Raw genomic sequence first — 21,389 nt, 5'->3', positions numbered from 1 at the left:
AAGCAATTTATGAAAAGTATATATAAATATTTAATTCTGGGGGCATCTTTACTGCCATTTACTGCCTGCGAAGACGACTTTTTAGAGCGGCAATCGCCTACCCTTATTAAGGAAGAACAAGTTTGGAATGACTCCAAAATGATTACCAGCTTACTGGCTAACTACTATGACCGTCTTGCCTGGCATACAGACTTACATCATGGAGCATCTAATACGGCTACCGTAACAGAAGGCTGGCAGGATTTTGCGTCTTACGACGAAGCCATGTGGTCGGGGAATAACGATGACAGGAATAATTTGGTAACTTATTCTCCTAACCGATGGGCAATTTGGGATTACGGTTTAATCCGGGATATTAACCTGGCGCTGGAAAACATGGAGAAATTTGGCACTACCTTAACAGCTGCTCAGAAAACCCAGTTTCAAGCTGAGCTCCGTTTTTTGCGAGCTTATACTTATTTTGAGCACGTTAAAAGAATGGGTGGGGTGCCAATTATTACCAACCAGCTTATTTATGATTTTAGCGGTGATGTAACTCCTCTGCAATATCCCCGCAACACAGAAGCAGAAGTTTATGATTTTATTGCCACTGAACTGGATGCTATAAAAGATAATATTGGCAATGGTGTAAGCCAAACCCGGGCAAATAAATTTACTGTGCTAGCGCTAAAAAGTCGGGCTATGTTATATGCTGGTTCAATTGCCAAATACAACAACCTGATGGGTGCCCCTATATCTACCCCCGGTGGTGAAGTAGGTATTCCGGCGAACAAAGCCACCGAATATTATACCAAATCTTTGGAAGCATCTAAAGAAATTATTAACAGCAAAACTTACTCGCTATATCAACGCAATCCTGACTTGGGAGAGAATTTCTTCGACGCAATTACCAAGAAATCAAACAACCCGGAAGTAATATTTGCGCAGGAATTTTCGGTTACCAAAGACAAACGTCATGGCTTTACTTATGATAATATTGCCCGGAATGTGCGGGAAGATAACCTTTCTTCGTCCAACATTACGCCTATATTAAACCTGGTAGAAGATTTTGAGTACCTGGATGGTACACCAGGTGTTCTGAAAAACCGGACAGCAGATAACAGCGATTATATTTATTACGACAAGCTACAAGATATATTTGCGAATAAAGATGCCCGTTTATATGGTACCGTAATCTATCCAGGTACCTTTTTCCGGGGGCTGCCTGTAGAAATGCAGGCAGGGGTAAAAGTTTGGACCGGCTCTGGTTATAATACCATAGAAGGTGACCAACTAGGTTCTAATTGGGGCGGCCAAAAATATCCTAACGGAGATGGTAAATTACTTACCGGTTCTTCTGGTCCGCACCGCAGTATTACCGAGGTTTCCAACTCCGGATTCTACATGCGGAAATACATCGACCCTACGCCTATGGCAAGTACCCGCGGTATACGCAGCGAAATGTGGTGGATTAGGTTCCGGTACGCCGAAATTTTATTAAATGCCGCCGAAGCTGCTTTGGAACTGGGCAGAATGCCGGAGGCTTTAGGTTATGTAAACCAAGTACGGGAAAGAGCTGGCTTTGTGCCTAATAGCCTAAGTACGTTAACCATAGCCAGAATCCGGAACGAACGACGGGTAGAATTGGCTTTTGAAGACCACCGCGTTTGGGATTTAAAGCGCTGGCGTATTGCCCACGAGATCTGGAATGGTAGTTCAACTAACCCCAATGCTATCCCATTGGCGCTGTACCCTTACCGGGTTGTTCGTCCAGGGCATCCTACCCACGATAAATATGTTTACGATAAGTTAACCGCACCACGTTTCCGGGCTCCCCGCAATTTTCAGTTAAACAATTATTATTCGGCTATTCCGCAAAACGTGTTAAATAATAATATCAAAATAACCAGAAATCCTTTCCAATAATTTAGAGATATGAAACTTAGAATATATTCTTACTTAACCATCATGTTAGCTGTTTTTCTGGCCAGTTGTGAGTACGATAATTACGAACCACCCCAATCTACCTTAACCGGTAAAATAGTGTATAATGGCCAGCAAATAGGGGTAAGGTCTAATGCTGTAAGGCTGGAGTTGCGGCAGCGTGGTCCGGAATATCCCTTGTGGCGTACTACTCCCATAAACGTAAACATTGCGCAGGATGGTACCTTTTCGGCGGTGCTGTTTGATGGCAACTACAAACTTACCCGCGTAAGGGGTAACGGCCCCTGGGTCGACCAGACTGATACCATTGAAGTGGAGGTAAGAGGCTCTTCGGTAGTTGAGGTGCCGGTTAATCCGTTCTTTTTAATAAAGAATGAGCAAATTACAAAAGGTAATACGGCTATTAATGCTACTTTTAATATTCAGCAAGTAAATACTACCCGGCAGCTAGAGCGGGTAACTCTTTATATTAGTAGTACAAATATTGTAGATGCTACTAATCAGATTGTTCCTCCTGTTAGTAAAACGGCTTCAGTTATTACCAACTTAAATGAACCGGTAACTTTAAGTGTGAATACATCTGCTTTGCCGGCCGCCTTGACAGGTAAAGGTTACGCCTTTGCTCGGATTGGGGTAAAAACAGTTGGTATTCAGGAGCTAGCCTACAGTGCCCCGATTAAAATTCAGTTGCGGTAAATATTTCTTAAAACTAAAAGCATTATGTCTTAAGGGTTTACTTAAGGCATAATGCTTTTTTTCTGTAGAACAGCATCCGGCATAAAATAAACATTGTTATTATTGTACTGGTTAAGTTCCGGGCATTAGGGTATTTAAACTATTTCTCTTTTAAAAAAGTACCTTGCCTTAGTTAAATGCCAGCGTAAATCATGAAAAAATTACTTTTACTTTTAAGTTTGTTCTCGGTGGTAGAACTTAATACCGTAATGGCCCAGGTAGCGCCAAAAGCCAAAGCCGGTAATAAAAATAAGCCAGCGGCTAAAACCGCTATGTCCGGGAATCCTATTTTCCCGGGTTGGTATGCCGATCCGGAAGGAGCTATCTTTGGTAAACAATACTGGGTATTCCCGACTTACTCAGCGCCCTACAAAGACCAGATTTTTCTGGATGCGTTTTCTTCGCCGGATTTGGTAAACTGGCAAAAACACGCCCGCATTATAGATACTACCGCCGTTAAATGGGCAAAGAAGGCCATGTGGGCACCCGCGGTAATTGAGAAACAAGGCAAATATTATTTGTTTTTTGGTGCCAATGATATCCAAAACGATAAAACCGAAGTAGGCGGAATTGGAGTAGCGGTGGCCGATAACCCGGCCGGGCCTTATAAAGATTATTTAGGTAAACCTTTAATCGGGCAGATTGTGAACGGTGCCCAACCCATCGACCAGTTTGTATTTAAAGATAAGGATGGCCAGTATTATATGATTTACGGCGGCTGGCGGCACTGCAATATTGCCAAACTAAAACCCGATTTTACCGGCTTTATACCATTTGAGGATGGTACTACTTTTAAAGAAATTACGCCCGAAGGCTATGTAGAAGGGCCAACTATGTTTATCCGGAACGGTAAATATTATTTTATGTGGTCAGAAGGTGGTTGGGGTGGCCCGCATTATTCGGTTGCTTACGCCATTGCCGATTCGCCGTTTGGCCCTTTTAAGCGCATAAATAAAATATTGCAGCAAGACCCCGCCGTGGCAACCGGTGCGGGTCACCATTCGGTGCTGCAGGTGCCCAAAACCGATAGCTGGTATATTGTATACCACCGCCGGCCTTTAGGCGAAACCAATGCCAACCACCGTGTAACCTGCCTCGACGAAATGACCTTTGACGAAAAAGGCTACATTAATCCGGTGAAAATTACAAATACCGGGGTGGCACGCCGGCCATTAAAGTAGTAAATAAACCCTGAATTTATTTACTACTTAAGTGCCAGGCGTGTACTAAAATCCGGAATAACAACTCGGTTCAGGTTAAAATAGCTCAACAGCCAAATATTTTTGCTTGCTGCGCAAAGTTATTAAGCCTGCGGATGGCTATCTAACGAAATGCCATAATTGGAGAGGCTGGCGCGGAGTTGGGCTGGGTTTAGAAAATGGATGGCCTGGATGCCTATTTGCTCCGCAGCCTTTACGTTCCGAAGATTGTCATCAATAAACAAAGCTTCGGCGGGGTTTACCTGGTATCTGGTGAGCAGGGTTTGGTAAAAAGAGGCAAAAGGTTTACGGTCTTTCTCGGTACCCGATACCACAATGCCCTCGAACCAGTTTAAAAATTCAAAACGCTCCAAGGCAATCGGGAAAGTCTCGGCCGACCAGTTGGTAAGCGCTAATAATTTGTATTGATTACTGGCCCTTAATGCCGTCAGAATTTCAACGGTACCAGAAATTTCGCCGCCCAGCATTTCGGGCCAACGGGTATAAAAAGCCCGGATGTTAGCTTCGTGTTCGGGATACTGCGTTATTAATAATTCGGTAGCTTCCTGTAAAGATCTGCCGCCGTCCTGTTCTTCGTTCCAGGCTGGCGTGCAAATATTCTCCAGAAAGTGCTGCCTTTCGGTTTCATTGGTAAATATTTTCTGGTACAGGTAATTTGGGTCCCAGTCAATTAAAACCGCGCCCAAATCAAATATTATGGTATTAATCATTAAGTTCTATTTGGTTAAAAAAACAAAATTGCAGCTTTATTTATTAAATTGATAGTTGTAGCGCTTAAATTAAGCCTATTTTTTTAGTCATCTGGTATAATATTCGGTGGTACAGGTTAATCGTTGTTTACAATTAGCAGTAAAAGCTATTAGTAATGGCATTTGTTATAATATATAAACAGGCCATTTATTCTGATAGAAATATTGGTACCGATGTATGTGCGCCCGCCTTTTAGATATTGTAAGTAATATGCCGGTTGGTAATTGAGATATTCCACCTGAAAACATAAGCGGCTGTTTTAGGCCAGGTTATATTCAGAAAACATTTGATCCGATATAATCTGAATGAGGGAATATAGGTAAATTTTAATATTTTTACGTTAGCTAATTTACATTTTATTTTAACTTTTATACGATGGCAGAAAAGGAGAGGCCGTACAAAGAAACTACCATTGTAGACATTGCCCGGGAATTAAATGTTTCTAAATCTACTGTTTCACGGGCGCTCAAGAATCATCATTCTATCGGAGAAGTTACCAAAAAGGCGGTCCAGGATCTCGCCAAAAAGTATAATTACCACCCCAACGACATTGCTTCCAGCCTTTCTAAACGGTCGACCAAAACCATTGGTGTAATTGTGCCATTGCTTTCGCATTATTATTTCTCTACGGTAATTTCGGGTATTGAGGAGCTGGCTTACAAAGCGGGCTATAAAGTTATTATTTGTCAATCGGCCGAGTCTTACGAACGCGAAGTAATTGTTTCGCAAACGCTATTATCCAGTAAAGTAGATGGGTTGCTGGTGTCTGTATCGCGCGAAACAAAAAACGGTGATCATTTTAAAGCCTTTTTGCAGCGCAATATTCCGGTAATTTTCTTCGATCGGGTTTGCCCCGGCATAGAGGCCAGCAGTGTTATTATTGATGATTATCTGGGTGCTTTCACGGCCGTAGAACATTTAATAAAGCAAGGTTGCCGCAAAATAGCGCACCTGGCCGGGCCACCTCTGTTAATGATTAGCCAAAACCGGATAAATGGCTATAAAGATGCCCTTTTAAAATACGGTTTACCTGTTGATGAAGCGTTGATTGTAGATTGCGGAGCCGGGTTGGAGCAGGAGAATGGCCGGGAAGCTATCCAAAAAATGCTCGATACCGGTATTAAACCCGATGCTGTTTTTACGTTTTGCGACCCCTTGGCCATTGGGGCCATGGTAGCCTTAAAGGAAAATAATATTAGAATACCGGAGCAAACGGCGGTGGTTGGTTTTTGCGATGAGCCCATGGATACCGTAGTAGAACCGCAATTATCATCTTTGGTGCAACCGGCCTTTCAAATCGGCGAAACTGCAGCCGAAATATTCTTTCAACAAATTAAGAATAAGACCACTACCATTCAAAAAAAGGTGCTTACGACCGAGCTGATTGTAAGGGCCTCCAGCCAGTTTAATAAAAAAAATATTTGATTTTAAGGCGATAATTTTGAATAAATAAAAAAACTCTCTATAATTACGCAACCGGTTGCGTGTCTTGTTTACTATTTCTCAAGGTACTGGCTTTTATCGGAATTACATAGCCAGGTGTGGCTTAGCGGTTGCAATTTAAGCAGCCGGACAGGCAATTTTTTTGAAAGAGCTAAGGACGTGTTTCTTAGCCCAGCAAATATTTACTTAAATGCCAGATTGCAGTTAATTATTTTGGTTGGCTTTCAAAGTTCTTTTTTATTAATAACCCTTAACCACCACAATTAATGAAACACATCTTACAAAAAAGTGTGCTTTGGCCTTTGCACACGTATGCTAAAACGATACAGCAGCTGCTTTTTTGCTGTTTCGGCATAATTATGTTGCTGCTAACAACCCCTAGCAGTATTTACGCCCAGCAAATTAATATTACCGGCAAAGTAACCGACGAAAAAAATGTTGGGTTACCGGGTGTAACCGTTTTGATAAAAGGTACAACCAATGGCACGGCTACTGATGCTAATGGTAATTATTCTTTAAGTTCGCCAGCTGGCGGCGGTACTTTAGTTGTTTCTTTTATAGGTTATCTTACCCAGGAAATAGCCATTAATAACCGTACGGTAGTAAATGTGGTGCTGGCTCCCGATGCCAAAGCCCTGCAAGAAGTGGTGGTAGTAGGCTACGGTACCCAAACCAGAGAATCTATTACCGGTTCAGTGGCCACCGTAACCAGCAAGGACCTGGAAGCGGTACATGCCTCTACTGTAAGTGCAACCCTGGCGGGTAAGTTGCCGGGTGTTTCGTTCCGGATGCCCGATGGCCGGCCAGGTTCTAGTGCCAATGTGCAGATTCGGAATATGGGTACGCCATTATTTGTAATTGATGGCATTCAGCAAGATGCCGGTCAGTTTAATAATATTGCTCCCAACGATATCGAAAGTATTACCATCTTAAAAGATGCTTCGGCGGCTATTTATGGTTCCAGAGGAGCCAATGGGGTAGTGGTAGTAACCACCAAACGCGGAAAAACCGGTAGTAATCGGTTAAATATAGATGCTTATACCGGTTGGCAAAACTGGGCTCGTTTTCCTGAAACCGTAAATGCGTATGAATGGATGGCTGGTCGGGCCGATGCCGAAATGAACTTAAGTGGCCGAACCAGTATTACTCCAGCCGAATTAGAAAAATGGAAAGCTGGTACCGAAAAAGGTTACCAGAGTTTTGATTGGTACGATTTTATTATAAAACCAAATGCGCCCCTTAACTCTATTAATGTTAATGCGACCGGCGGTTCCGATAAAATTAAATATTATCTATCAGCAACCCGGTTAAATCAGCAATCGGTACTGGGGCGGGAGTTTACCTTTGGCCGGACTAATATTCAGTCGAACGTAGATGCCAATATTACCGAAAAGCTTAAAGTGGGAGTACAAATAAACGGCCGGATTGAAACCCGCGAGAACCCGGGCGTACCGGGCGGCGATGATTATTGGGCGCCCCGGTTTGCGCTTTTCCGGAACCGGCCAACCGAACGGCCTTATGCCAACGATAATCCGGCTTATGTAAACGATATAGGGCATAACGACACCAATTGGGGTATTTTAAATAAAACCATCTCGGGCTATTTGCAAGATGACTGGCGGGTACTGCAAGCTAATTTTAACGGCGAATACCAACTGCCTATCAAAGGGCTTTCCATAAAAGGCTTGTACTCTTATTATTTGGCCGACCACGTATTGGATATCCACGAATATACCTATGATGCGTATACCTACCGGGAAGCAACCGGAATTTATGAAAGAACTGGTGGCAGTACCAACCCTTACCGCGAAAGACAGACCGGTAAAGTTTATACTACCACGGCCCAGGGACAATTGAATTACAACAACACCTTTGGTAAACACACCATTGGCGCCACCTTTGTAACCGAAAGACTAACCCGCCGCGAAACCAATATTCATGTTCATTCGGTACCTAAAACCAATGTGCTCCCGCTTATTCTGTTTACAGATATTGATACTTATAACGATTCAGATAACCAGCAAGCCCGGATGGGTTATGTGGCCCGGATTAATTATAATTTTGCCGATAAGTATTTCTTAGAATTAGGCGGCCGCAGAGATGCTTCCTGGAAATTTATTTCAAATAAAAGATGGGGTAATTTCCCGTATGCCTCGGCCGGCTGGCGTATTACCGAAGAAGGCTTCTTTAAAGGTTTAGGAATTAATGCCTTAACCGACCTTAAATTACGGGCTTCTTACGGCGTATCTGGTGATGATGATGTAAGCGGACTGGGGCCTTTTGATTATATTGTGGGTTATAGATATCCCGCTGGTACTACCATTCTGGACGGCAATGCCGTTACTGGTGCTGTTCTAGATCGGCCAGTACCCATTACTAACATTAGTTGGTTTACAAGAAAACTTACGAACGTAGGTTTAGATTATGCCTTGTTTAATGGTAGAATAGGGGGTTCTGTTGAATATTTTTACGGCAAACGTACTGGTTTAACACAACAAAGATATGATGTTTTAGTACCGAGCGAATTAGGCTATTCTTTGCCAAATGAAAACTTAAACTCTGATGCCCAAATGGGCGGCGAAGCCTCCCTGAATTATAATGCCACTGCCGGAAAGCTAAACTTTAGCATTGGAGGCAATATTTCTTACTCCCGGCACAGATTTTTAGAATCGTATAAACCCCGTTTCGCCAACTCCTGGAACCATTACCGGAATTCAGGCGAAGACAGATGGACTGGTTTATTCTGGGGGTACCAAATCGATGGACAGTTTCAGTCGCAGGAGCAAATCAATAACTATCCGGTAAACATTGATGGCCAGGGTAACAGAACCTTACTGCCCGGTGATTTAATCTATAAAGATTTAAATGAAGACGGTAAAATTGATGGTTTCGATGAAAGACCTATTGGATTCCCCAGAGACCGGAACCCTATGGTTAATTTCGGTTTAAATTTTACTGCTTCTTATAACAACTTCGATTTCAGAGCCGATTTCTCCGGCGGTGCCGGCTATTCTTATCTGCCTGAATGGGAATTAAGAATTCCGTATCAGAATACCGGTAATTTAACCAAAGTATTTTATGAAGACCGGTGGCACCGCGAAGATCCCTTTAACCTGGATAGCCCCTGGGTGCCCGGTAAATATCCGGCTTTGCGCTTTAACGAAGGCGGCCATAGCAATGTAAACCGGCAATCTGATTTTTGGTTAATAAATGCCAAGTACCTGCGGGCCCGCACCCTCGAAATAGGCTATACCTTACCGCAAGGGTTACTAAGCCGGATTAAAATACAAAGAGCCCGGTTCTACTTAAACGGTTATAACTTGTTTGCTATTGATAATGTGGGGCATCTGGGCGTAGATCCGGAGATTCTGGATACCAATGGTTTGCAGTATCCGCAGAATAAGTTTGTAAACCTGGGGGTAAATCTTTCTTTCTAAAAATCAGAATTAGCAAAATGAAAAAATATATTTATATACTGTTTGCCGGCCTGCTGGTAAGTAATTCGGCCTGCGATAACGATAAATTTTTAGATAAAGAACCAACCAATATTCTGCTAAATGACCAGATTTGGAAAGATAAAACGTTAGTCTTATCTGTATTAGGTAATCTTTACGGTCGTTTCCCGGATTTGCAAAGCACCGAAAACTGGTGGGATTATACCAATTTTGATGAAGCATTTGCCTCGGCTGCGGGTGATTATGGGCGCCATAGAAACACGGAGTATGGTTATGGCGATTGGGGTATGTGGGATTATGGTTATATCCGTGAAATAAATGTTTTTATTCAAAGGATTGAGGCCGCTACGGAGCTTACAGAGGCCGACAGGGCACAATTCTTGGCCGAAGCCCGTTTTATCCGGGCAGGGGTTTATTTTGAGCACGTAAAAAGAATGGGCGGAGTGCCTTTAATCTTAGAACCTTTATCTTATGATTTCAGCGGCGACCCCTCTTACCTGCGGCATCCTAGAGCTAAAGAACACGAAGTGTATGATTTTGTTATAAAAGAGTTAGAGGAAATAAAAGGTATATTACCTAATAGCGTTAATAACAAAGCCAGGGCTACCAAAGGAGCAGCTTTAGCCATGCAGGCGCGGGCAGCCTTATATGCCGGTTCTATAGCTAAATATGGTGCCTCTACGCCCCAGGTTACTTTACCCGGCAACGAAGTAGGTATTCCGGCCAATATGGCTACCGGCTATTACCAGAAAGCTTTAAGCGCAGCCCAGGAAATAATGCCTTTAGGTTATGCTTTGTACCAGAAAAAGCCCGATTTAGGCGAAAATTTTGCTAGCATCTTTTATGACAAAGCCAATAACCCCGAAGCTATCTGGGTAGAGGATTTTAAGTTAAGAACTGGTAAAACTGTAGGCTTTACCGTTGAAAACCAACCACGTTATCAATCAGAAGAGCAGCAAGGGGGGCGGTTAAATCCATCGTTAAATTTGGTGCAATCTTTTGAGAAACTAGATAATACTTTTGCGCCCCTGCCCATTACAGATGCCAGCGGTAATTTAATTCATTATAACAACCCGACTGATTTATTTGCCGGCCGCGATGCCCGGCTGTACGGTACGGTAATATTGCCAGGAACCCAGTTTAAAGGCAAAGAAGTAGATATTTGGGCCGGCTATATGCGCCCGAATGGTACTGTTATTACGTCTAACAACATAGGCGGCCAAGCTGATATAAATGGTGATAACGTGAATGAGCAGGTTGTTGGTTTTAGCGGGCCGATTGATGGTTTAGAGTTTACCGCCCAAACCGGATTTTACGTGCGCAAATACTTGGATCCAGCTGCTGGTTCCGGACAGATTGGAACCCGGAGCGAAGTTTGGTGGGTGCGCTACCGGTACGCCGAAGTATTATTAAACGCAGCAGAAGCTGCCTTTGAATTAGGACAACCCGAGCTAGCGGCCCAATACATGAACCAGGTGCGGGCACGGGCCGGCTTAACTACGCCACTCACGCCTGCCCAAATTACTTTCGACCGCATTGTGCACGAAAGAAAAGTAGAATTGGCTTTTGAAGGTCACCAACTGTTTGATATGAAGCGTTGGCGATTAGCCCACGTGGTTTGGAATGGTAATCGGATGACAGCTTCGGATTTAACCACCAACATTGGTAAGGCCGATAAAACCAGTACGATGCCTTTTGGTTTGTGGCCTTATAAATATTTGTCAAATCCAGCCAATCCAACCAACAACGATTGGGTATTCCGGATTGTATTGCCCAACCCAGTTACCAATCCAGATCGGTTCCGGTTAGGGAATTACTATTCTCAAATTGGTGATGGTATTATTAGTAACAACCCTTTAATTGTGCGGCAGCCTAATCAGTAAGCATTAACTCTAAAAAGGAAATCACAAAATGAAAAATAAGATTATTGCCCTGCTTTGTTTTGCTTTAGGTCTTGGTTTAGCCTCTTGCGAAACCGATAACTATGAGGCACCCCAGTCTAAACTAGAAGGTAGAATTGTTTATAAAGGCGAACCCATAAATGTTGGCTACAACGAAGTAAATATGCAGCTTTGGGAACCGGGTTGGCAACTTAAAAGTGCTATAAACGTGGCCGTAGATCAGGATGGTTCTTATTCGCAACTGCTTTTTAATGCCCAGTACAAATTAATTATTCAACCGGCGCAAGGACCATTTCGATCCATTAAAAACGATGTTACCCAGTCTGATACCATTTTGGTTGATTTAAAAGGAAACCAGGTTTTAGACATTGAGGTGATGCCTTACTACATGATCCGGACTCCCCAACTAGCCAGTTCGGGCCAGAATGTAACGGCCAACTTTAAGTTAGAAAAAATTATTACCGATGCCAATGCCCGGAACGTGGAACGGGTATCTTTATACATAAATAAAACGATGTTTGTAGACAGAGGTAGTAATATTGCTTTTCGGGATTTAAGCGGCGGCAGTTTAACCGACCTGAATAATATAAGCTTAAGTGCTACCGTGCCAGCTATTGTGCCCGCCCAGAATTATGTTTTTGCCCGGGTAGGCGTTAAAATAGTGGGCGTAGAAGACATGTTATATTCACCCGTACAAAAAGTTCAGCTTTAAATTTAAAACAAGATAGTATCGGCCACGAGCCACCCGGTGTTTTACTTTTCTCCGGGTGGCTCTGGCTAACTTTTGCAATATTTTTAAATATTGCGCTGGCACTTGATTTTACCCTATGCCCACCACAAATATTTTTAACATGAATAAATTGTATTATTTCTGGCTAGTACTTATTTCGCTTGGTTTTAACAGTTGTACAAACAAGACCAGCACCAGCGGAAGCGGTACCGCCACCAATAGTAGTAAACAAAACAGTCCTCGCCGGGCCGAACTCCTTTTTTTAGGCCATAACAGCAAACACCACGATTCGGGTAAATACGCGCCCTGGCTAGCTACCGCCTTGTTTAAAGACGGTATAAATATTACCTATACCGTAGACCTGAACGACCTGAACCAGGAAAACCTAAGCAAATACGATGGCTTAATAATTTATGCCAATCACGATAATATTTTGCCGGCCCAGGAAGCCGCTTTAAAAGAATTTGTGGAGGGTGGTAAAGGTTTAATTCCCTTGCATTCGGCGGCGGGATGCTTTAAAAATTCGCCCTGGTATATTCAAACAGTAGGTGGGGCTTTTAAATCGCACGGTACCGGTACGTTTACCCCCACTATTGTAAAGAAAAATCACCCGGTAATGCAGGGTTTAACCGAGTTCTCTACCTGGGACGAAACCTACGTGCACCAGAACCTAAACAAAGATATGACGGTGCTCATGACCCGCACCGAAGGCAGTACCCAGGAACCGTACACGTGGGTACGCAACCAAGGCAAAGGCCGCGTATTTTATACTGCTTACGGCCACAACGACAGCACCTGGACCAATCCGGGCTTTTTAAAACTGGTTAAAAACGGTGTGTTTTGGGCCGTTGGCGACAAGGTGCAGGAGCTGGTAAAGAAATTAAATATTCCGAATGTAGATATTTATGCTCCGGCCAATATTCAGATTTCGGATTTTACCAAACGCTACGAGGTACCTAAAATGCAGGAAGCCTTGCCGACAACCGAGGCACAAAAATTAATTCAGGTACCCGTAGATTTTGAAATAAAGTTGTTTGCCGCCGAGCCCGATATTACTAACCCAATCCACATGGCCTGGGACGAGCGGGGCCGCTTGTGGGTAGTTGAATCGGTAGATTACCCCAATACTTTTGTAGAAACCGATGGCCTGGCCAACGACCGCATTAAAATTTGCGAAGACACCAACGGCGATGGCAAAGCCGATAAGTTTACCGTGTTTGCCGATAAGCTGAATATTCCCACCAGTATGGTTTTTGCCAATGGCGGCGTAATTGTTTCTATGGCGCCGCATTTTGTTTTCCTGAAAGATACCAACGGCGACGACAAAGCCGATGTGCGGGAAAATATTATTACTGGTTGGGGCAAAAACGATACCCATGCAGGGCCATCAAACTTACAATATGGTTTCGATAATAAAATCTGGGGCGTATTGGGGTATTCGGGCTTTAATGGTACTGTAGGCGGCAAAACCATGAGCTTTGGGCAAGGACTTTACCGGTTTACGCCCGATGGCAAAGACCTGGAATATTTAGCCTCATCGAGTAATAATACCTGGGGCTTAGGGTTCTCGGAAGATAATAACGTGTTTATTTCTACGGCTAATAACACCCACAGCGCTTTTTACTCTATGCCGGCCCGGTACATGCAAAGAAATTTGCCTCCGGCGGTTGCGCAAAATACAAATCAGAATACGGGGCAGCCAGTCCTAGCGCAACCTATTCAGAAAATAGACGGCCACTACGATGCGCACGCCATGACCCCTAATTTACGGCAGGTAGATGTGGTAGGTGGTTTTACGGCTGCGGCCGGGCACCATTTGTATACGGCCCGTAATTTCCCGAAAGAGTACTGGAACCGCATTGCTTTTGTAACCGAACCCACGGTACGCCTGGTGCACAACGCCATTATAGAACCCAAAGGCGCGGGTTTTACCGAAAAAGATGGCTGGAACCTGATGGCCAGTTCCGACGAATGGTTTGGCCCGGTGCACGCCGAAGTAGGTCCGGATGGAGCACTTTGGGTAGCCGACTGGTATAATTTTATTATTCAGCACAATGTGTTTGTACCGGCTCAGGCCCCTTCGCGCATGGTACTGCCCTTTACGGAGCAGCCGCACGGCCAAGGCAATGCTTTCCAAAGCCCGCTGCGCGATATAAATTTTGGGCGGGTTTACCGGGTAGTTTATAAAAAAGCAAAGCCCTCCGAAAATCTGAAACTATCTAAAAACGATTTACCTGGTTTGCTGGCGGCTTTAGAAAACGACAATATGTTCTGGCGGTTAACGGCCCAGCGCTTACTCGTAGAATCTAAAAACCAGGCGGCCTTACCCGGCTTATATAAAATAATAAATAACCCGCGGGTAGATGAAATTGGCCTGAACGCGCCGGCCGTGCATGCCTTGTGGACCCTGCAGGGTTTAGGTGCCTTAAATGGTAGCAATTCCGAGGCCGAGCAGGTAGTTACCAAGGCTTTAGCGCACCCGGCCGCCGGCGTAAGAAAAGCCGCCATTGAGGTTTTGCCGGCAAACCAAAGTGCGGCTGCTTTGCAGAAAAATAACCTCCTGCACGATCCTAATTTAAACGTCCGGATGAATGCTTTATTGGCTATGGCGGCTTTACCGGCCTCCGACGAGCTGGGCCGCCAGGTGTATGAAGCCAGCTTAAAACCCGAGAACGAAGCCGATGAATGGTTGCCTAAAGCATTATTAGCGGCCGCTATTACCCACGAAAAAGGTTTTATGGCGGCAGCCGGTAAAAGCCCAGTCGGCAGCGAATCGGCCCAGCCCTTAAAACTCACCGACCGGATCATGAAAGCATTGAACCAGGAAGTATATGCTTTGCCCCGCAGAGGTAACCTGACTTTTCCGCCGGATGTAAGCAACAAAGAAATATTAATTAAAGGTACCATTAGCAAAGGCAACCGCGATTTACAAGGCGTAATTATGGCGCAGGGCGGCAAAGATGCCGGTTATGGTATGTACATCCAGGGTAATAAATTAAACTTGGTGGTAAACCAGGGCGGTAAAACCTATAAAGCAACTACGCCCGCTGTACCCGAAAAATTTGATTTTGTGGGCCGGGTGGCCGCTAACGGGGCGCTAAGCATTGAACTGGATGGCAAGCTGGTTGCGCAAGCCAAGGCCCCGGGGTTATTTACCCAACCTTTAACCCAAAGCTTACGCACTGGTCAGGATTTTGAAAACGAAAACAAAATAGGTACCTACGAAGGTGCATTTGCCTTAGCCGGAAATATTCAGAATGCCGCTTTGGAATTAAAAAGGCCAACGGCCGCCACTGCATCGGCTAATGGAAAGAAAACAAATGGTACTGCTAAAGTCGGGCAAAAAACAGTTCAGGCTACCCCGCCCATTACCATCAACATGAAAGTGGTAGAACATCTGATGCAGTTTGACAAAAAGCAAATAACCATTAAAGCCGGCCAAAAAGTAACCATTAACCTGGAAAACCCCGATGGCATGCAGCACAACCTAGTTATTATCAAACCCGGTACCCTCCAGAAAGTAGGCGCAGCGGCCGATGCTTTGGCCCGGGACCCGAACGGCGCAGAAAAAAATTATGTGCCGCAAGTACCCGAAGTGTTGTGGGCCACCAAGCTCCTGAATACCGGCGAAAGCTACACTTTAGAATTTACGGCGCCCGCCACACCCGGCGACTACGTGTTTGTTTGTACTTTCCCGGGGCACTGGCGCGGCATGAACGGCATTATGCGGGTAACCAAATAAACCAAAGGTTACCACAATAATGAGTCTTTTAACAGGTATTTCTTCGCTTAAGAAGTAGCCTGTAAGTGGCTGGTATTCAAAAATTAACCTTAATTTATCAACCCTATTGGTTTTAAATAAAAAAAGCAACTATCCACCATGAAGCATATTTCTGTATTTTCTCTCTGCCCGCCAATTAAAACCTATTTTTGGCTGGTATTACTGGTATTAAGCGGCGCTATCTTTTCGAGTTGTAAAGTTAACTCGGCGGGTGGCGGTAAAAACGCTAAAGGTATTCGAATTTTAATGGTAGGCGGGGGCTCTTCCCATGATTTTGACCAGTGGTATAAACAGGTAGATGCCGCCACCTTGCGGCAAAATGGTTTCGCCACGGTAAGATATACGAATATTACCGATTCTATTGATGTTTACCTGCGCGATGCCGACGTGCTTTATTTGGTTAATAATCACCCCATCAATCGGCCGGAGGTACGTAAGGCTATTTTTGATTTTGTAAATGCCGGCAAAGGCCTGGTTTTAGGCCATGCGGGTATGTGGTACAACTGGCGCGATTGGCCGGAATTTAATACCCAGATTGTAAGCGGCGGCTCGCGCGGCCACGACCGGTACGGCAGCTTTGAGGTAACGGTTAATAACACCAATCATCCGGTTACCCAGGGCGTAGAACCTAAATTTACTTTAAAAGACGAACGCTATTATTACGTACCCGACCCGCAGGGGCCAGGGGTAGAAGTGCTGGCCAGCTCCAGTGTGGCGGGTTCCGATAAAATATTCCCCTCAGTATTTGTGGTAAAGCACCCCCAAGCCCGCATTGTGGGCTTAGCCTTGGGCCACGACGCCGAGTCGCATAATTTGCCGGCTTACCAAACGCTGCTGCGCAATGCCGTAAAGTGGGTGGCCAAAAAGTAAGCACACAGTTCCTGAAGCAAGCCGGCCGGGGCACTTTAAAAGCCCGGTACCGGATGTCTATTCACCAAAATAATTCTCTATAACTTTTTAAATATTAAAATAGCATGGATCAGAAAAAAATCACCGTTGTAATTGTGGGTATGGGTTTTGGTAAAGAATTTATTCCTATTTACCAGAGCCATCCTAACATTAAAGCTGTAGGAATTTGCACCCGCAACCAGGATACGTTAGACGAGTTAGCCACTAAATATAACCTGGATAGAAATTTATGTTTCCAGAATTTTGAGGATGTACCGGGCCGGGAAGATGTAGATGCTATTCATATTGTAACACCGGTGCCCGAACATGCCCGCATGACCCTGGCCTCGCTTAACGCCAACAAACATACCGCTTGCACCATACCCATGGCCATGACTGTAGAAGATTGCCAGGCCATTGTAGATGCCAAGCGCAAATCGGGTAAAGTGTACATGATGATGGAAACCGCCCTGTATACCCGCGAATTTTTATACGGTTTGCAACTGGCCGAAAGCGGCCAGTTGGGGAAAATTCAGTTTGTAAGAGGGTCGCATATCCAGGATATGAGCATGGAAGGCTGGGCCGAATATTGGAAAGGTTTTCCGCCGATGCTAAATGGTACCCACGCTATTTCGCCGTTGTTGCGCATAAACAATACCAAAGCCGAAAGTGTGGTTTGCCACGGCTCCGGCCGGCTAAGCGAAGATTTAGCCAAACGCTATAATGCGCCTTATGCTGTAGAAACCGCCACTTTTACCTTAAAGAATTCGGATGTGGTAGCCGAAGCTACCCGTTCTTTGTTTGATGTAGTACGCCAGTACCGCGAAAGCTACGACGTGTACGGTACCAAAATGTCGTTTGAGTGGGAGCAACTCCAGGACGAGCACCATGTAATATTTGATGGCGGCGAAAACGCCCGGCGCATAGATGTACCCGATACCGATGAAATGCTGATTCCGGAAATTGCGAATTTTACCAAAAGAGAAAAAATAGACGATCCCAATCACGTATCTTTCTTACAAGGTGCCGGTCACGGCGGTTCGCATCCGCATCTGGTACAAGAGTTTATAGCTGCCATTGTAGAAGGCCGTAATTCGGCGGTAGATGCCGATGTAGCCGCTAATTATACCTGTGCTGGTATTTGCGCCCACGAATCGGCCATGAATAATGGTAAACGGATTTTTATTCCTGATTTTGAACTAACAGAGCAACCCGTAACCGAAAGAGCTTCTGAACTGGAAGTTTAAACCGGTACCGGCGAGAATGGGTTTTTCCCATTCTCGCTTTTTAATATTTAATTACATACAGGGCCGTTAAGGGTGAAAATCAAGTTAAAATCATGGCAAAATATTAATCGCCACGTGCTTTTAAGCTACCCTTTAAACCCGCATATTCTCTAATTCTATATGATTAAATTTGGCGCCAGTACTTTTATTTGGGTATCTCCTTTTACCACTAACGATATAAATTTAGCTTATAAATTAAAGGACATGGGCTACGATATTTTAGAAGTAGCCGTAGAACAAAAAGAGTTGATAGATTGGCCGCAGCTGAAAGCTGTAGCGGCCCAAACCGGTTTACAAATTACCATTAGCGGTGCGTTTGGTCCCGACCGCGATATTTCCAGCGACGACCCGGCGGTACGGGCACAAGGCTTAAATTATATTATCGACTGCGTTAAAATTGCTGCCGATATGGGTAGCCCCGTTTTTACCGGACCGGTATACTCAGCGGTAGGCAAAACCCGGCTGGTTACCCCCGACCAGAAACAGCAGGAAAGAACCTGGTGCATTGAAAATTTGCTTAAAGCCGCCGAAGTGGCGGCCCAGTACGGCGTAGTAATCGGGGTAGAGCCTTTAAACCGCTTTGAAACCGATATGATTAATACCGTAGACCAGGCCCTGGCTTTGGTGAAAGAAATTAATCACCCCCACATAAAAATTGCCTTAGATACCTTCCATAATAATATCGAAGAAAAAAATATTCCGGCGGCTATCCGCAAAATTGGCAAAGACCTTTTGTGCCACGTGCAGGGCAACGAAAGCGACCGGGGCACGCCCGGTACCGGCCACCTGGACTGGCTGGGAATAAAAGAAGCCTTATCTGATATTGGCTACGAAGGCGCTATTGTAATCGAAACGTTTGGGGCACCTTCTAAAGAACTGGCCAAAGCAGCCTGTATCTGGCGGCCCTTAGCCAATAGCGCCGATGAACTGGCGCAGGAAGGACTCGCGTTTTTTAAGCAATTATTTGCATCAGCCCCGCTAAATAAAAGTAAATCAGCGCAGCAATATGTAACCAAATAATACCCTGTTCAGCATTCCTCTTTTAAAGATTTGCAGAAGCACTAAACCAACTAACTTCCCAAATGAAAAAAATATTCTTCGTGCTGTTTCTCTTAATTATGAGCAACCTGGTTGGGGCCCAGGTGCCGGTAGATTTAGCTAAATTAAATAAAAAAGGTGGTACGCTGGCTTTAATTAAAAATAACCGCCTGGAAGTAAGCTGGCCAACCAGTTCCTCCGAGAAAGGCAAAATAACCCTTAATCTGGAGAAAGGTCGGCCGCTGTTTAGCAGTATTCAGTTAACCGAAGCCGGGGTTTACCAGGAAATTGCAACGGACCTGGAACCGGCCTTTGTACTTACCCAAGGCAAACGCGATTTAATATCGCAAAACGGTTGGAATATTTTTTTTGATAAAACCGCTTACCTGCCGCACCAATCGTTTGCCGTAAACCTGAATAAACAAAAAGTAAGCGTTGTGAGCGAAGGTGCCCGTACCCATCTGCTCATTCCGGAAGTAAAAGCCGGTGACTTTACGGGTTACCTGGATATTACTTTGTATAAAAACAGTCCTTTAATAAATATTGCAGCAGTGGTTTCTACACCTAAAGATTCGGTGGCTATTATTTACGATGCGGGTTTGTTAAACAAAGGTACCCTCTGGGAACAGGTAGTCTGGTCCGATACCGATAACTTTATCCGGTCGGACAAGGTAGAGCCGCAGACCGAAAGCCAAAGCCTGGCGGTTAAGTACCGGACCATTGTGGGCGAAAGTAAAACGGGCAGTTTGGCCGTGTTTCCGGCCCCGCACCAATATTTTTATCCTTTAGATAATGCCTATAATTTAAAGTTTACCTGGCACGGAAAAAACAACCGGGGCTTATTGCCAGAGTATGGTATTGGTATTCGGCAGGAACTACTAGGCGATAACCGGTATGTGCCCTGGTTTAATGCCCCTCCGCAAACCCAGCAACGTCTGAATTTCTTTTGCCTGCTTAGTACCCAAACTGATGGCAAAGTGCTAACCGATGTAAAGCGATTTACGAACAACGACGCTTACCGGGTTCTGCCGGGTTACTACACCATGGCCAGTCATTTCCATACCGAACATATTGATGATGTGCTCACGCGCAAACCGTTGCCGGAAATGCCGGGCCACGTAAAAGCTTTGCGCAACACGGGCGTAAATATTATGCACCTCGGCGAGTTTCATTTGGCCGGCAATCCGCGCGATTTGGGTCCTCGCCGGTTGCCCGAGTTTAAAAAAATGTTCGAAGAATGTGCCCGTTTATCGGGTGGTAATTTCCTGATGCTGCCCGGCGAAGAACCCAATAGTTATTTTGGTGGCCACTGGATGAATATTTTTCCCAAACCCGTTTACTGGATAATGTCGCGCGGGCCGGGATTGCCCCTGGTAGAAGAGGTGCCGGGTTATGGCAAAGTTTACCGCGTAGGCAGCAAAGAAGATTTGCAACAATTACTGGTCGCTGAGAAAGGTTTGGCCTGGACGGCCCATGCTCGCACCAAAGGCTCTACGGGTTTTCCAGATAAATACAAAAACGAATCCTTTTTTAAATCGAATCAATTTTTAGGCGCTGCCTGGAAAGCCATGCCGGCCGACTTATCGCAACCCCGCTTAGGCAAACGGGTGCTGGATTTAATGGACGATATGGCCAACTGGGGCGAAAAAAAATATGTGATTGGCGAAGCTGATGTTTTTAAAATTGAGCCCGATTACGAACTATATGCCCACATGAACATCAATTACCTGGAACTGGATAAACTACCCAAATTCTCGGATGGCTGGCAACCCATTTTAGATGCCCTGCAGCAAGGCAAGTTCTTTGTTTCGACCGGCGAAGTTTTATTGCCAACTTTTCGGGTAAACGGTCAGAAGTCGGGCGAAACGGTCACGCTAGATAAAAGTGGTAAAGCCGAAATACAACTGGAAGTAGACTGGACGTTTCCGTTAAATTTTGCCGAAATTATTTCGGGCGATGGCAAAGAGGTTTATCGCCAAACCATTGATTTAAATAATACCGAAGCCTTTGGCCGGCAAAAATTTACGTTTACGCCTAACTTAAAAAACCGGAAGTGGGTGCGGGTAGAGGTGTGGGATACGGCTGCCAACGGCGCTTTTACACAATTTGTTTGGCTAAATTAATCTTTAAAGAAACAAATTTTAAAGCGGCATAAACGGCTGCTTTGGTTGGGCTCTATCATTAAATTTGCGGCAATCGGTAAAAACTAGTGCTTTCCCAATATAATTTTTAGGAATAA

The 21,389-nt window shown here is 44.7% G+C and carries 13 protein-coding genes; 12 read left to right on the top strand and 1 reads right to left on the bottom strand.

What is annotated here, in order from left to right; all coding sequences use genetic code 11:
• Window positions 1-9: 9 nt before the first annotated feature.
• The 3 genes from ACO1R6_RS17940 (at window position 10) to ACO1R6_RS17930 (ending at window position 3,839) form a co-directional block, all read left to right on the top strand.
• Window positions 10-1,905: a RagB/SusD family nutrient uptake outer membrane protein gene (locus ACO1R6_RS17940; protein WP_486266410.1), complete on the top strand. Its 1,896-nt coding sequence runs from the start codon at window positions 10-12 to the stop codon at window positions 1,903-1,905.
• 9 nt (window positions 1,906-1,914) lie between these two features.
• Window positions 1,915-2,619 carry a DUF3823 domain-containing protein gene (locus tag ACO1R6_RS17935; protein ID WP_486266409.1) on the top strand — a complete coding sequence of 235 codons (705 nt, stop codon included), beginning with the start codon at window positions 1,915-1,917 and terminating at the stop codon, window positions 2,617-2,619.
• Between the two features lie 191 nt (window positions 2,620-2,810).
• The gene (locus ACO1R6_RS17930) at window positions 2,811-3,839 is read left to right on the top strand and encodes a glycoside hydrolase family 43 protein (RefSeq protein ID WP_486266407.1); all 1,029 of its coding nucleotides are present in this window, start codon (window positions 2,811-2,813) and stop codon (window positions 3,837-3,839) included.
• Window positions 3,840-3,961: 122 nt separating this feature from the next.
• Here ACO1R6_RS17930 and ACO1R6_RS17925 read toward each other — a convergent pair whose 3' ends face one another.
• Complete coding sequence (locus ACO1R6_RS17925) at window positions 3,962-4,588, bottom strand: HAD family hydrolase (protein ID WP_486266406.1); 627 nt, start codon at window positions 4,586-4,588, stop codon at window positions 3,962-3,964.
• Between the two features lie 415 nt (window positions 4,589-5,003).
• On the opposite strand from ACO1R6_RS17925, the gene ACO1R6_RS17920 reads away from it, so the two are divergent.
• The 9 genes from ACO1R6_RS17920 (at window position 5,004) to ACO1R6_RS17880 (ending at window position 21,273) form a co-directional block, all read left to right on the top strand.
• Window positions 5,004-6,053, top strand: coding sequence for a LacI family DNA-binding transcriptional regulator (locus ACO1R6_RS17920; RefSeq protein WP_486266404.1), 1,050 nt, complete (start codon window positions 5,004-5,006; stop codon window positions 6,051-6,053).
• A 377-nt stretch (window positions 6,054-6,430) separates the two neighbouring features.
• The gene (locus ACO1R6_RS17915) at window positions 6,431-9,508 is read left to right on the top strand and encodes a SusC/RagA family TonB-linked outer membrane protein (RefSeq protein WP_486266403.1); all 3,078 of its coding nucleotides are present in this window, start codon (window positions 6,431-6,433) and stop codon (window positions 9,506-9,508) included.
• 17 nt (window positions 9,509-9,525) lie between these two features.
• Window positions 9,526-11,409 carry a RagB/SusD family nutrient uptake outer membrane protein gene (locus ACO1R6_RS17910; protein ID WP_486266402.1) on the top strand — a complete coding sequence of 628 codons (1,884 nt, stop codon included), beginning with the start codon at window positions 9,526-9,528 and terminating at the stop codon, window positions 11,407-11,409.
• 28 nt (window positions 11,410-11,437) lie between these two features.
• Entirely contained in the window at window positions 11,438-12,139 is a 702-nt protein-coding gene (locus ACO1R6_RS17905) for a DUF3823 domain-containing protein (protein ID WP_486266401.1), read from the top strand.
• A gap of 139 nt (window positions 12,140-12,278) precedes the next feature.
• Window positions 12,279-15,899, top strand: coding sequence for a PVC-type heme-binding CxxCH protein (locus tag ACO1R6_RS17900; RefSeq protein ID WP_486266400.1), 3,621 nt, complete (start codon window positions 12,279-12,281; stop codon window positions 15,897-15,899).
• Between the two features lie 138 nt (window positions 15,900-16,037).
• Window positions 16,038-16,808 (top strand): ThuA domain-containing protein, encoded by a 771-nt coding sequence (locus ACO1R6_RS17895; protein WP_486266399.1) that lies wholly within the window; start codon window positions 16,038-16,040, stop codon window positions 16,806-16,808.
• Window positions 16,809-16,912: 104 nt separating this feature from the next.
• The gene (locus ACO1R6_RS17890; RefSeq protein WP_486266398.1) at window positions 16,913-18,073 is read left to right on the top strand and encodes a Gfo/Idh/MocA family protein; all 1,161 of its coding nucleotides are present in this window, start codon (window positions 16,913-16,915) and stop codon (window positions 18,071-18,073) included.
• Window positions 18,074-18,232: 159 nt separating this feature from the next.
• Window positions 18,233-19,132, top strand: a complete 900-nt coding sequence (locus ACO1R6_RS17885; protein ID WP_486266397.1) for a sugar phosphate isomerase/epimerase family protein — start codon at window positions 18,233-18,235, stop codon at window positions 19,130-19,132.
• Window positions 19,133-19,194: 62 nt separating this feature from the next.
• The gene (locus tag ACO1R6_RS17880; protein ID WP_486266396.1) at window positions 19,195-21,273 is read left to right on the top strand and encodes a CehA/McbA family metallohydrolase domain-containing protein; all 2,079 of its coding nucleotides are present in this window, start codon (window positions 19,195-19,197) and stop codon (window positions 21,271-21,273) included.
• The last annotated feature ends 116 nt before the right edge of the window (window positions 21,274-21,389 follow it).

It is taken from the genome of Adhaeribacter sp. (genome assembly GCF_057359045.1).
This window is presented reverse-complemented; position numbering and strand designations above follow the sequence as displayed.

Coding starts and splice junctions, on each gene's coding strand:
- ACO1R6_RS17895 (WP_486266399.1), top strand. CDS start 16,038: ATGAAGCATATTTCTGTATTTTCTCTCTGCCCGCCAATTAAAACCTAT.
- ACO1R6_RS17925 (WP_486266406.1), bottom strand. CDS start 4,588: ATGATTAATACCATAATATTTGATTTGGGCGCGGTTTTAATTGACTGG.
- ACO1R6_RS17935 (WP_486266409.1), top strand. CDS start 1,915: ATGAAACTTAGAATATATTCTTACTTAACCATCATGTTAGCTGTTTTT.
- ACO1R6_RS17915 (WP_486266403.1), top strand. CDS start 6,431: ATGTTGCTGCTAACAACCCCTAGCAGTATTTACGCCCAGCAAATTAAT.
- ACO1R6_RS17930 (WP_486266407.1), top strand. CDS start 2,811: ATGAAAAAATTACTTTTACTTTTAAGTTTGTTCTCGGTGGTAGAACTT.
- ACO1R6_RS17910 (WP_486266402.1), top strand. CDS start 9,526: ATGAAAAAATATATTTATATACTGTTTGCCGGCCTGCTGGTAAGTAAT.
- ACO1R6_RS17905 (WP_486266401.1), top strand. CDS start 11,438: ATGAAAAATAAGATTATTGCCCTGCTTTGTTTTGCTTTAGGTCTTGGT.
- ACO1R6_RS17940 (WP_486266410.1), top strand. CDS start 10: ATGAAAAGTATATATAAATATTTAATTCTGGGGGCATCTTTACTGCCA.
- ACO1R6_RS17890 (WP_486266398.1), top strand. CDS start 16,913: ATGGATCAGAAAAAAATCACCGTTGTAATTGTGGGTATGGGTTTTGGT.
- ACO1R6_RS17885 (WP_486266397.1), top strand. CDS start 18,233: ATGATTAAATTTGGCGCCAGTACTTTTATTTGGGTATCTCCTTTTACC.
- ACO1R6_RS17920 (WP_486266404.1), top strand. CDS start 5,004: ATGGCAGAAAAGGAGAGGCCGTACAAAGAAACTACCATTGTAGACATT.
- ACO1R6_RS17900 (WP_486266400.1), top strand. CDS start 12,279: ATGAATAAATTGTATTATTTCTGGCTAGTACTTATTTCGCTTGGTTTT.
- ACO1R6_RS17880 (WP_486266396.1), top strand. CDS start 19,195: ATGAAAAAAATATTCTTCGTGCTGTTTCTCTTAATTATGAGCAACCTG.